This is a genomic window from Streptomyces sp. NPDC091649 (assembly GCF_044756785.1).
GTDB lineage: Bacteria > Actinomycetota > Actinomycetes > Streptomycetales > Streptomycetaceae > Streptomyces.
This window is the reverse complement of record NZ_JBIVTR010000016.1, coordinates 53,431-65,550: the sequence shown is the minus strand read 5'-3', so window position 1 is coordinate 65,550 and position 12,120 is coordinate 53,431. Positions and strand designations below refer to the sequence as shown.

12 protein-coding genes are annotated in these 12,120 nt (G+C 73.9%); 6 read left to right on the top strand and 6 right to left on the bottom strand.

The features are described from left to right. Window positions 1-263 precede the first annotated feature (263 nt). Window positions 264-1,133, bottom strand: coding sequence for an NAD(P)H-binding protein (locus ACIQMU_RS24350; RefSeq protein WP_402689667.1), 870 nt, complete (start codon window positions 1,131-1,133; stop codon window positions 264-266). Between the two features lie 12 nt (window positions 1,134-1,145). Continuing rightward, a complete protein-coding gene (locus ACIQMU_RS24345) occupies window positions 1,146-2,051 on the bottom strand; it encodes a ScbA/BarX family gamma-butyrolactone biosynthesis protein (RefSeq protein WP_402689666.1) in 906 nt (301 codons plus the stop codon). A 190-nt stretch (window positions 2,052-2,241) separates the two neighbouring features. Here ACIQMU_RS24345 and ACIQMU_RS24340 point away from each other — a divergent pair, with 190 nt between their 5' ends. Next, window positions 2,242-2,880, top strand: coding sequence for a ScbR family autoregulator-binding transcription factor (locus ACIQMU_RS24340; protein WP_352242103.1), 639 nt, complete (start codon window positions 2,242-2,244; stop codon window positions 2,878-2,880). 44 nt (window positions 2,881-2,924) lie between these two features. Here the strand turns inward: ACIQMU_RS24340 and ACIQMU_RS24335 are convergent, their stop codons facing one another. Then, window positions 2,925-3,536, bottom strand: coding sequence for a LysE/ArgO family amino acid transporter (locus ACIQMU_RS24335; protein WP_402689665.1), 612 nt, complete (start codon window positions 3,534-3,536; stop codon window positions 2,925-2,927). A 67-nt stretch (window positions 3,537-3,603) separates the two neighbouring features. Here ACIQMU_RS24335 and ACIQMU_RS24330 point away from each other — a divergent pair, with 67 nt between their 5' ends. From ACIQMU_RS24330 to ACIQMU_RS24315, 4 genes are all read left to right on the top strand, one after another. After that, window positions 3,604-4,515 (top strand): LysR family transcriptional regulator ArgP, encoded by a 912-nt coding sequence (locus ACIQMU_RS24330; RefSeq protein WP_352242105.1) that lies wholly within the window; start codon window positions 3,604-3,606, stop codon window positions 4,513-4,515. Window positions 4,516-4,788: 273 nt separating this feature from the next. Next, window positions 4,789-5,463, top strand: coding sequence for a response regulator transcription factor (locus tag ACIQMU_RS24325; RefSeq protein ID WP_402689664.1), 675 nt, complete (start codon window positions 4,789-4,791; stop codon window positions 5,461-5,463). Further along, entirely contained in the window at window positions 5,463-6,800 is a 1,338-nt protein-coding gene (locus ACIQMU_RS24320; RefSeq protein ID WP_352242107.1) for a HAMP domain-containing sensor histidine kinase, read from the top strand. Before ACIQMU_RS24325 ends, ACIQMU_RS24320 begins: the two co-directional genes overlap by 1 nt. A gap of 55 nt (window positions 6,801-6,855) precedes the next feature. Further along, window positions 6,856-7,716, top strand: coding sequence for an endo alpha-1,4 polygalactosaminidase (locus tag ACIQMU_RS24315; protein ID WP_352242108.1), 861 nt, complete (start codon window positions 6,856-6,858; stop codon window positions 7,714-7,716). Window positions 7,717-7,743: 27 nt separating this feature from the next. Here the strand turns inward: ACIQMU_RS24315 and ACIQMU_RS24310 are convergent, their stop codons facing one another. Then, a complete protein-coding gene (locus ACIQMU_RS24310; RefSeq protein ID WP_352242109.1) occupies window positions 7,744-8,541 on the bottom strand; it encodes a VOC family protein in 798 nt (265 codons plus the stop codon). A 319-nt stretch (window positions 8,542-8,860) separates the two neighbouring features. Between ACIQMU_RS24310 and ACIQMU_RS24305 the strand changes: the two genes are divergently transcribed. After that, window positions 8,861-9,454: a DinB family protein gene (locus ACIQMU_RS24305; RefSeq protein WP_352242110.1), complete on the top strand. Its 594-nt coding sequence runs from the start codon at window positions 8,861-8,863 to the stop codon at window positions 9,452-9,454. A 74-nt stretch (window positions 9,455-9,528) separates the two neighbouring features. Here ACIQMU_RS24305 and ACIQMU_RS24300 read toward each other — a convergent pair whose 3' ends face one another. Both ACIQMU_RS24300 and ACIQMU_RS24295 read right to left on the bottom strand, forming a co-directional pair. Further along, window positions 9,529-10,194, bottom strand: a complete 666-nt coding sequence (locus ACIQMU_RS24300) for a lysophospholipid acyltransferase family protein (RefSeq protein ID WP_352242111.1) — start codon at window positions 10,192-10,194, stop codon at window positions 9,529-9,531. A 180-nt stretch (window positions 10,195-10,374) separates the two neighbouring features. Next, entirely contained in the window at window positions 10,375-11,976 is a 1,602-nt protein-coding gene (locus tag ACIQMU_RS24295) for a glycoside hydrolase family 13 protein (protein ID WP_352242112.1), read from the bottom strand. Window positions 11,977-12,120 lie beyond the last annotated feature (144 nt).

The following is a 12,120-nucleotide window of genomic DNA, read 5'->3' as shown; positions in this document are numbered from 1 at the left end:
GCCTCCGCGCGGGGGCGAAGCGGCCGGATGCGGGGTCGGGAAAAGGACCGGCACCGGTCGAGGACTCCCCGCCGGGGCAATGGGACGGCGTCATGGGAGTTATCAAACCAACTTGCCGGTTTGATTTCCAGGAAACGGAAGAATACGACGGAGGCGCCCGGACCATTTCCGGCCGTACCCACCCCCCGAGCCGTATGGAAGGGCCGAAGAGGGAAATACACATCGTCACACTTATCCGTGTTCCGTAGCGGTGCCGCCGCGGCTCACTCGCCCGGGGAGGGGCCGCGTTCCGCCGCGAACGCCTCCGCGTGCTCGGCCGACCAGACGCTGAACGGCCTGGCCGGACGGCCCGTCAGTTCCTGGACCGTGGGCACCACGGCCGCCTTCGCGCCCGTCCGCTGCCGCTCACCGCTCTCGAGGAAAGCCTCCGCCACGGGCGGCGGGTACTTCGCCAGCAGAGCCGTGCGCGCGGCGTCCACGCCCAGCTCCTCGAAGCGCAACGGCCGCCCCAGTACCCGGGACAGCTGAGCCGTCTGCTCCCGCGCGGTGATCGCCTCCGGTCCCGACACGGCGTACGCCCTGCCCTCGTGCCCCGTGCCGGTGAGAACGGCGACGGCGACCGCGGCGACGTCACGCGGGTCGACGCACGCGACCGGCGCGTCGCCGTACAGCGCGCGCACCACGCCCGCCGACCGGATGCCCGGCGCCCAGGACAGCGTGTTGGACATGAACGTCCTGGGGCGGACGAACGTCCACGGAACCCCCGACTCCCTGACCACCCGTTCGTTCTCCCGTTGACGCCGGGTGATGAAGTCCTCGGCGCCCGGCTCCTCCACCGCCATCATGGACAGCTTGACCAGGTGCGAGACGCCCGCCGCGGCCGCCGCGACGGCGGCCCGCTCGTCGTCGGGCTCCGTGGGGCTGTTCGTCACCAGGAACACCGAGGCCACGCCCCGAAGGGCCCGGTCGAGGGCGAGCCGGTCACCGTACTCCCCCTGGACGACCTCGACCGCACGCCCCCGCACGGTGAGCCGCTCGGGGCGGCGCGCAAGAATCCGTACGGGGCCGGTCGCCGCCAGCCGGCCGGCGACCTCGCGGCCCACCGCTCCGGTGGCGCCCGTCACGAGAATCACTGGAAGAACCTCTCAGCCGTCGGCCCGCGGGCCGGACAGGACCGTGGAGAACACCGGTTGGCCGCCCTGGTGGCCCGTCACCTGGACCGTCACCGTATCCTCGACCTCTCCCGGCACGACCACCGCCCCGATCCAGCACGGGACGCCGAACTCGGCGTACCGGTGGAACCGGGTGCTGGCCTTCGCCGGAACGATTCCGCCGGGTCCCGCCGCCAGGCAGGCCGCCTGGCGGGCCGCCTCCAGCAGGAGCATGCCCGGCACATGGTCGTTGGGCCGCTGGAACAGCGTCGGATGCCGGGTGTCCACGCGCAGTTCCCACACCCCGTCCCGGCCGGTCCCCGACAGCACCACGTCCTCGATCCTGCGCCGGCCCGCCCGCGCGGCGGGCACCGGCGCCGCCGTGGATATCCACACCCTCCGGGCGGGGGCCTCGCCGCGCATCCGCCGGTACACCTTGGGGTTCGTGAAGCGGGTCGCGCCCGTCCCGGTCGCCGCCAGTTCCCCGCCGCGGTGCACCGCCCAGCCCACCCGTCCCTGGACGGGCAGCCCGCCGCGCCACTTCAGGTCGGAGCAGTACACCTCCACGTCGATCTCGGTGGGGGCGCCGCCCACGCCCAGGTGTTCCCGGTGGCACACGTAGTCCAGGTCGGCCATCAGGAAGTGGTGGTCCAGCGGGACGCCGTACCCGGCGTGGAAGGCGAGCATGGCCGCCTGCCGCATCGCTTCCGCGACCAGCAGCGGATCGTGCCGGTCACCGCCCACCGGGGCGAAGAACGGGTGGTCGTGCGGCAGGACCGCGGCCACGGAGAACCGGTCGCGCGCGAGGCGGACCCAGTTGCGGGGAAAGGCGTCCTCCGGCCTGGTCCGGTGCACCATGTCGATCCCTACGGGATGCACCGCCTCGACCTCCGATTCCATAGCCGGCACCGGATCGGTCAAGACTGCTGCTTCGGGCATAACTCCCCCCAGGGGTCATGTGATGGCGAGCCGTTCCTACGATGCACGTGCGCTGATAAGATACAGACTACGCGGTTTTTTTTCTATCGTCGGCAGGGCCGTCCCCCCACCGCCCCGGCCGTTTCCCGGGCTCGCCAGCAAAGGAGACAGGATGGCCAAGCAGGACCGGGCGATCCGCACCCGCCGGACCATCCTGATGGCAGCGGCACGAACCTTCGAGAAATACGGCTACCAAGCCGCGACGATCACCGAAATACTCAAAAGCGCCGGGGTCACGAAAGGCGCCCTCTACTTCCATTTCCCGTCCAAGGAAGATCTCGCGCTCGGCGTTCTCGACGCCCAGGAACCGCCGCAGACCGTTCCGGGCCAGGCGCTCAGGCTCCAGGAACTCATCGACGTGGGGATGCTGTTCAGTCACCGTCTGCAAAACAGCCTCCTCGTCCGCGCGGGCGTCCGCCTCTCCATGGACCAGCAGGCCCAGGGCCTGGACCGCAGCGGCCCTTTCCTCCGCTGGCAGGAAGCCACCCATCACCTCCTCGTCCAGGCCGAACACAACGGCGAACTGCTCCCCCACGTCAACCCCACCGAGACGGCGGACCTGTACGTGGCCGCGTTCGCGGGAACCCAGGCGGTCTCCCAGACTCTCACCAACTACCAGGACCTGCAGCGCCGCCACATCACGCTGCAACGGCACATACTCCCCGGCATCGCCGCGCCCTCCATCCTGACCGCCCTGGATCTGACGCCCGAGCGCGCCGAGCGCCTCGGCCTCCTCGCTCCCGTCGACTGAGCCGACCGGGGGAACCGGGGGCCGGGCCGACGCCCTCCCGGCGTTCAGGCGCCCAGTGCCAGCTTCGTGCCGAGGCCGATCATCATCACGGCCACCAGCCCGTCCAGCACCCGCCAGGCGGAGGGGCGCGCGAGGACCCCGCTCAGCAGCCGGGCACCGTACCCGAGCGCGGCGAACCAGCACACGCTGGCCAGGATCGCGCCGAGGCCGAAGGTCCAGCGCAGCGGTCCCCGGTCGGCGGCCACGGACCCGAGCAGGAACACGGTGTCGAGGTACACGTGCGGGTTGAGCCAGGTCATGGCCAGGCAGGTCAGCACGACGCCCCGGCGCGAGGTGGCCGGGGCGTCCGCCGCGCGCAGCGCCGACGGGCGCAGGACCCGGCGCGCGGCGAGCAGGCCGTAGCCGATCAGGAACACACCGCCGAGGAGCCCCACCACCGTCAGAGCCGACGGCCAGGCCATGACGACCGCACCGACCCCGGCGACCCCGAGCGCGATGAGCACCGCGTCGGACAGGGCGCAGATACCGACCACGGCGAGCACGCCGTCGCGACGGACTCCCTGGCGCAGCACCAGGGCGTTCTGGGCCCCGATGGCGACGATGAGGGAGAGGCCGGTGCCGAACCCGGCGGCGGCGGTGGTCAAGGCGTTCGTCATGCGGCCGACGCTACGGAGCGAGACAATCCGATGTCCAGCTAAGAATTCTTACGTATCATTAGCTCTCATGATGTCCGAGCTTCCTCTCGATCAGGTGCGGACGCTGCTGGCCGTGGTCGACGAAGGCACCTTCGACGCGGCGGCGAACGTCCTGCGGCTGACGCCGTCGGCGGTCAGCCAGCGTGTGAAGGCGCTGGAGCAGCGCACGGGCCGGGTGCTGCTGATGCGCACGAAGCCGGTGCGTCCCACCGAGTCCGGGGAAGTGGTGGTGCGCTTCGCCCGCCAGCTCGCCCGGCTGGAGCGCGACGCCCGGGCGGCGCTCGGGATGTCCGGGCCGGGCGAGCCGACGCCCCTGTCCATCGCGGTGAACTCCGATTCCCTGGCGACCTGGTTCCTGTCCGCCCTGCGGCGCGTGCCGGAGGAACTGGAGCTCTGCTACGAACTCCATCGGGAGGACCAGGACCATACGGCCGCCCTGCTGCGGGAGGGCCTGGTGATGGCCGCGGTGACCTCGTCGCCGGAGGCGGTGACGGGCTGCTCGGTGCACAGGCTCGGCCGGATGCGGTATCTCCCGGTGGCCAGTCCCCGTTTCGCCGACCGGTGGCTGGGCGGGCGGGAGGGCACCGCGTGGCGCGAGCTGATCGGCGACGCCCCCGTGATCGACTTCGACCGGCGCGACGACCTCCAGGCCGCCTTCGTGCGCGGGCTCGGCCACGGGCCCCGGACGAGCGCCCGACGACATCTGGTGCCCACGTCGGAGGGCTTCGTGAACGCGGTGGCGGCGGGCATGGGCTGGGGCATGGCGCCCGACGTCCAGGCGGAGCCCCTGCTGAACGACGGCCGGCTGGTGCGGCTCACCTCCGGCCGCCCCGTGGACGTCCCGTTGTACTGGCAGCAGTGGAAGCTGGACTCCCCGGCCCTGGCCGCCCTCGCCGAGGCGGTGGCGGCGGAGGCGGCCGAGGCGCTCGACGGCGGCTGATCCGGCCACGACGGCGGACCGGGGCGGGGCGGGTGCGCGGGGCGGCCCTTAGGATGGCGGGTCTCCCCCTGGCGGGTCTCCCCCTGGCGGGTCTCCCCCTGGCGGGTCTCCCCCTGGCGGGTCTCCCCCTGGCCGGAGTCCGACCGGTCCGGGCCGCCCGGCCGCCGGAGCCCGGCCACCGCGGGGAGCCGCATCCGGCCCCCTTGTCCGCTCGCCCCCTTGTCCTCTTCTCCTCTTCTCCCCTTCTCTCCCCGGAAACCGGAGGCCCTGCCCGTGCGTGTGCTGCTGGTGGAGGACGACGACGACCTGCGGGAGACGGTCGCTTCCGGGCTGCGGGGCGGAGGTTTCGCCGTGGACTGCGCGTCGGACTGGCCGGAGGCGGACGAGCTGCTGCACCTCACCGCCTACGACTGTGTGGTGCTGGACCGGATGGTGCCCTCCGGCGACACCCTCGCCCCGCTGGAGGACAGGCGGCGGGCCGGCTGGTCCGTGCCCGCGCTGTGCCTCACCGCCCTGGACTCCCTGGACGAGCGGTTGCGGGGGCTGGAGAACGGGGCGGACGACTACCTGGCCAAGCCTTTCGCGATGCGCGAGCTGGTGCTCCGCGTCCGGAATCTGAGCCGGCGTGCGCCGGCCCGGCTCCCCTCCTTCCTCAGCTGTGCCGACGTGGTCATGGACGTGGCGCGGCACGAGGTGCGGCGCGGCGGTGTGCTGCTGTCGCTGAGCCCGAAGGAGTACGCGGTGCTCCACCAGCTCCTCGTCCACCGGGACGCCGTCGTCACCCGTACCGGGCTGCTGGAGCACTGCTGGGACGAGATGGCCGACCCCGTCTCCAACGTGGTGGACGCCGTCGTCGCGGGCCTGCGGCGCAAGCTCGGCTCCCCCGCGCTGGTGCACACCGTGCGCGCTCGGGGCTTCCTGCTGTCGGCGGATCCGAGGCCGTCCTGATGGCGCGGTCCGCACGGCCGCGCCGCTCCCCGGCCAGGAGGCGGCTGCACCGGCTGCGGCTGCGGCTGACCGCCGCGTACACCCTGATCACCGTCGTCGGGCTGGCGTGCCTGTCGTGGCTGGTGCTCCGGACCGACGACCAGGCGCGGCGGGACGCCGAGTACGACGAGATGCGCCGCCGGGCGTCCGTGGCGGCCTCGCTCGTCTACTACGAGCACGACCGGATTCGGCTGGACGGCCTGCGGGACGACGAGGCGACCACGGGGACCCCGCAGGTGCTGGTGCTGGAGCGACGGCCCGGCGGTGATCCGGTCACGGTGTTCCGGGGCCGCACCGCGCCCTTCGCCGTGCCGCCCGCGGCGCTCCGGGCGGTGACCCGTGCGGCGATGGACGAGGAAGGGCCGGTGCGGTCCGATGCGCGTGACCGTTCGGGCGCGCCCGTGCGTCTGTTGGCGGTGCCCTTTTACCACGACGCCACCGACGAGGTGGCGGGAGCGGCCGTCGCGGTCGGCGATCCGGAACGCGGCGCGGCGGAGCACCGCGGGCTGGCGCTCTCCCTCGTCGTCGGCGCCGGAGCGCTGACGGCGCTGGCCGCTCTGACGGGGCATGTGCTCTCCGGGCGGAGCGTCCGGCCGGCCTGGCAGGCCCTGGAGCAGCAGGAACGGCTGCTGGCCGACGCCGCGCACGAGTTGCGGACCCCGGTCGCGGTGATGCGCGGGTCGGTGGAGCTGGCCGCCGGCGCTCCGGGCGGGCCGGAGGCGCACCTGCCCCGGATCGGGCGGGCGGCGGACCGGATGGCCGACGTGGTGGAGAACCTGCTGGCCCGGGGGCGGCTGGAGGCCGCCGCCGACGTCGTCCGGGCGGAGCCGCTGCGGCTGGACCAGCTGGTCGAGGAGGTGTGCGCGGAGCTGCCGGGGAGCGGGAGCCGTCCGGAACTGCGGCTGGAGGAGTCGGTGACCGACGCCGACGCGGCCCTGGTGCGGGTCGCGGTGCGCAATCTGCTGGACAACGCCGTGCGGCACGGCCACCGGGCGGGCGCGCCCGACCGGGCCGATCTGCTGGTGAGCGTGCGCGGGCCGGAGGTGTGGGTGGCGGACCGGGGCCCGGGGGTGGACCCGGCAAAGCTGCCCGAGCTGATGGAGCGGTTCCGCTCGCCGGGCGGGGGGACGGGCATCGGACTGTCGCTGGTACGGCGGGTGGCGGAGGCCCACGGGGGCGCCCTCACCGTCCGGGCCCGCCCCGGCGGCGGCGCGGAGTTCGTCCTGCGGCTCGCGCCCGCCCGGTCGCGGCACGACCGCCGGCGCGGATGGGGGCGGACGCTCACGATGCGCTCATGATCGGCCGTCCATGATGCAGGGGCAGGTTATCCACGTACACGCACGGGAGTCATGTATGTCCGAGCACGCCGTCCCTCCGTTCCTCCGCCGCCGCGGCACGCTCGCCGGTCTGGCCGGCGGCGTCGCGGTCGCGACGGGAGCCGGGCTGCTCCTGTCCAACGCCTTCGCCTCGGGTCCGGTGGCAAAGGCCGCGCCCGAGGTCGTGCCGCCCCGGGCGAACGTGACCTTCGACTACCAGATCGGCGGGGCGTACACCCCGCCGCCCGGGGTCGGGGCCGTCTCCCGCGACCGGGGCGACGAGCCGGCCGAGGGGCTGTACAACGTCTGCTACGTCAACGCCTTCCAGACCCAGCCCGACGCGCTGGACCGGTGGCAGAAGAACGACCCCGACCTGTTGTTGCGCGACGGCGACGGCGACCTGGTCAACGACGAGGACTGGGGCGAGGCGCTGCTCGACACCTCGACCGCGGGCAAACGCACCCGGCTGGCCGAGATCGTCGGGAAGTGGATCGACGGCTGCGCGACGTCCGGCTTCCAGGCGGTGGAGCCCGACAACCTGGACTCCTTCGAGCGCTCGCGCGGTCTGCTGACCCGGGAGCACAACGCGGCGTTCGCGAAACTGCTGGCCGACCGGGCCCACGCCGCCGGGCTGGCGATCGGCCAGAAGAACACCACCGGGCTGCTGGGGCGGCGGGACGCGATCGGGTTCGACTTCGCCGTCGCCGAGGAGTGCGGCCGGTACGACGAGTGCGCCGACTACGCCACCGCCTACGGCGACCGGGTGTTCGTCGTCGAGTACACCGACCGCGACTTCACGAAGGCGTGCACGTCCGTGGGGGCCGCCGTCTCGGTGGTGCGCCGCGATCTCGACGTCCGGCCGGCCGGGCGGCCGGGGCACGTGTTCCGCACCTGCTGACGGGCCCGTCGCGGGGCGGCCGGAGCCTCAGAGGGAGTCCGGCGGGCCGGTGCGGACCGTGAAGACGCCGCCGTCGGGGTCGCTGATCACCGCTTCGGCGCCGTCGGCGGGCGAGTCCGCCGGCGGACCGGCCGTTCCACCGGCCGCGCGTGCCGCCGCCGTGACCGCCTCCAGGTCAGTGACGTGGAAGCGGACGTGCCAGCGCGGACGCAGCCAGGGGGCGGGGGACGAGGCGTCCCCGCCTCCGCGCAGAGTGGCGACGGTCCGGCCGCCCTGCCGTACGACGACCGCGTCCTGCTGGTAGGCGTAGCCCACCTCGCAGCCACCGGGTTCCTCGGAGGCCCAGCCGAACACCTCGGCGTAGAAGATCGCCGAGTCGAAGGCGTGGCTGGTCCGCAGTTCCAGTGAGGCCGGCGCGCTGTCCCGGCCGAACGACCAGGGCGGGGTCCGGCCTTCCCAGAAGCCGAACGCGGCCCCTTCCCGGTCGGCGGCCACGGCCCCCCGGCCGGGGCCGAGCCGGATCGGGCCGACGGCGATGGTCCCGCCCCGTTCACGGACCCCGGCGGCGGCCGCGTCGACGTCCGCGACGGCGAAGTAGGGGGTCCAGGAGACGGAGGTGGGCAGTCCGGGAGCCATCTGCCCGATCCCGGCGACGGGCAGGGCGCCGGCGTGGGCGACGGAGAAGCCTTCGCCGAGGGTGCCGGAGCGGAAGGTCCATCCGAGGACGGTCCCGTAGAACTCCTGGGTGGCCCGCAGGTCCCGGGTCATGAGGCTGACCCAGCACGGAACCCCGGGCACAGGGATGCTCTGCTCTTCCGCGGTCATCGGGTCTGTCTCCTCGCTTCCCGGTGCTGAGCCGACGGGCGCTGACGCCGGGTCGGGCGGGTGTGCCCGATGGTCACCGGCCCCGCGTGCTCCGGTGCGCTCCGTGGCGACACGGCCGTCGGACCAGCACGCCTCCATACGTACGCCGCCAAGGCCGCCGCCGCCACCCGGGCGGCGTCCCGAAATCGGTGCGTCGTGCGCCCGTCCGTCCCGGGGCGCGGTCCGCGCTTGTCGGTGCCCGCTGAGGAGGTGTGCGCGTGTCAGCGCTCGTGGAGGAGGGGGAGGTCCGTGTGTCAGTGCCCGGTGACAGACTGCGCCCATGACCGCTTCGCAGCCGAAGGCTGACCTCCAGCGCTATCTGCAGTCCGCTCGTGACGCCTTGTTGTGGAAGCTCGAAGGGCTCTCGGAGTACGACGTCCGCCGCCCCCTGACGCCGACCGGCACGAACCTCCTCGGGCTGGTCAAGCACGCCGCCGGGGTGGAGCTGGGCTACTTCGGCGAGACGTTCCGGCGGCCCTTTGGCGAGGAGCCCGCCGCCTACGGGGACGACGCCGAGGCCAACCAGGACATGTGGGCGACCGCCGACGAGTCGCGCGAGGACGTGCTGTCCCTCTACCGCCGGGTGGCGGAGCACGCGGACGCCACGATCGCCGAGCTGCCGCTCGACGCGGTCGGGCAGGTCCGGTGGTGGCCCGGTGAGCGGGGCCGGGTGACGCTGCACCAGATCCTGGTCCATGTGATCTCCGACCTCCAGCGGCACGCGGGGCACGCCGACATCGTCCGCGAGCTCATCGACGGGACGGTGGGGCTGCGGTCCGGTACCGACAACATGCCGCCGGGCGACCGCGCCTGGTGGGAGGAGTACCGGCAGCGCCTGGAGCGGACGGCGCGGGAGGCGGGGGCCGAGGGATGACCGCGACGCCGGTCGGGTGCGGGAGGCCGGCGCGCAGGCCGCGGAGATCGGCCGTCTCCGGGCCGGGCGCCCGTTCAGTGTCCGGAGAGCGCCGCGGGCTCTCCGACGTGCTGCGCGGCGGTGCGCCAGGCGGCGGTGACGGCTTCGCGAGCCGCGGCGGTCGCCTCCCCGATCCCCGGCGGGAGGTGCAGCGGGGACCCGACGTGCACGTGGAGCCGGGGGCGGCGGGCCGGAGCGGTGAGGAGTCCGGAGAGCTGCTTGACGCACGGGCCTGAGCTCACCCGGCGGGCGCCCGCCTGGCCGAGCGGCACAACGGGTGCTCCGGACGCGTACGCGAGGCGGGCGAGTCCGCTGCGGAAGCTCTCCGGCGGGGCCTCCGCCGCGTCGTCGCGGGAGGGCAGCCGACCTTCGCCGTAGATGAGCAGGTGGCGGCCGTGTCCGAGCGCGGCGGCCGCCGCGTCGAGGGCGGCCGCCGCCCGGTGGGAGTTCCGGTGCACGGGCACATGGCCGCCGCGCTCCAGGAGGCGGCCGAGGACCGGGACGCGCCACAGGCCGGCGGCGGCCATGACGACGGGTTCGACGCCGAGGCGCAGCAGTGCGGCGAGCACGACGCCCGGGTCGGCGAGGGAGGTGTGGTTGGCGACGATGATGCTGCCCGCGGCCGGAGCCGCGTTGTGGTCGGACGTGACCGTGAGGTGTCCGAGCGAGGGGACGACGGCGGCGGCGATGCGGCTGAGCACGGTTCTCCCGGGTGCGGCGGGCGAGGCCGTCCGGTGACGGCTGGGCGGTGCGGGGCGGGCCTTCCTCGGCTTCTCCCCCCGCACCTGCCTCATCGTCGTGCCGGCCCGGGTCCGGGGCCTGAGTGCGGGTACTCAGACTGCCCGGGGGTGATCGCCCTGCCGGGCAGTGCCGGTACGGGTTCAGCGGGCCAGCCACACCGCCGTGTCGCGGGGCAGCCGGCCGTCGGCGTCCAGGGGGCCGCTGGCGAGCAGGAGTTCACTGTGGGCGGGGAGTCGTGCGGGCTTCTCCGCGAGGTTGACGGCGCAGACCAGGTGCTCGCCGCGGGCGAACATCAGCAGTTCCGGGTCCTCGCCCAGCCAGCGCAGCGGTTCGGTGTGCAGGACGGGCAGGGAGCGCCGTCGCCGCAGGGCCTCGCGGTAGAGGGCCAGCATGGAGCCGGGGTCCTGAGCCTGGAGGTCGGCGGCTCGGGCGGGCCAGTCGGCGGGGAGGGGGAGCCAGGGTTCGACGGTGGAGCCGAACCCGGCGAAGGGTTCCCCGGCCGTCCAGGGCAGCGGAGTACGGCAGCCGTCGCGACCGGGGGCGCGGCCCTGGGAGCGGAAGTACATGGGGTCCTGGATGCGGTCCAGCGGTACGTCGGCCTCGGGCAGGCCCAGTTCTTCGCCCTGGTAGAGGTAGACCGAGCCGGGCAGGGCGAGCGAGAGGAGGGCGGCGGCGCGGGCCCGGCGGGTACCGAGTTCCAGGTCGCTGGGGACGCCGAACGCCTTGGCCGTGAAGGAGAAGCCGGTGTCCTCGCGGCCGTAGCGGGTCACGGTGCGGGTGATGTCGTGGTTGCAGAGGACCCAGGTGGCGGGGGCGCCGACGGGGGCGTGTTCGGCGAGGGTCTCGTCGATCGCCCGGCGCAGCAGCCGGCCGTCCCACGGGCAGCTGAGGAAGCTGAAGTTGAAGGCGGTGTGCAGTTCGTCGGGGCGGAGGTAGCGGGCGAAGCGCTCCGAGTCGGGCAGCCACACCTCGCCGACGAAGATGCCGTCGAACGCGTCGGCGATGGTCCGCCAGCTCCGGTAGATGTCGTGCAGCTCGTCGCGGTCGATGTAGGGGTGGGGCCCCCGGTGCCCGTCGAGGTCCGGGAGCTGCGGATCCTTGGCGACCAGGGCGGCGGAGTCGATGCGGACCCCGGAGACGCCGCGTTCGAACCAGAAGCGCAGGATGTCCTCGTGCTCCTGGCGTACCGCCGGGTGCGCCCAGTTCAGGTCGGGCTGCTCGGTGGCGAAGAGGTGCAGATACCACTCGCCGTCCTCGACGCGGGTCCACGGGACCCCGCCGAATTCGCTCTCCCAGTCGTTGGGGGGCAGTTCGCCGTGTTCGCCGCGGCCGGGGCGGAAGTGGAAGAGTTCGCGCTCCGCGCTGCCGGGGCCGGCCGCCAGCGCGGCCTTGAACCAGACGTGCTGGTCGGAGACGTGGTTGGGCACGATGTCGATGATGGTCCGGATCCCCGCCGTGCGGGCCTCGGCTATGAGCTTCTCGGCCTCCGCGAGGGTGCCGAAGGAGGGGTCGATGGCCCGGTAGTCGGCGACGTCGTACCCGCCGTCCGCCATCGGGGACAGATACCAGGGGGTGAACCACAGGGCGTCGACGCCGAGTTCGGCCAGGTAGGGCAGCCGGCTCCGTACGCCCGCCAGATCGCCGGTGCCGTCGCCGTCGCCGTCGGCGAAGCTGCGGACGTAGACCTGGTAAATGACGGCCGAGCGCCACCAGTCGTCGGCGGCAAGCTGGCTGCCTTCCATAAGGCGGTTTCCTTTCGGGCGGGCGCGGGGGCCCGCGGGGGGGGGCCGGCCCCCCCCCCGGGGCGGGGGGGGGGGAAGCCCCCCCCCCCCACCCGGGCGGGGGGCCCGGGGCGGCGGCGGGGCCCGGGCGGGGCGGCCCCGGGC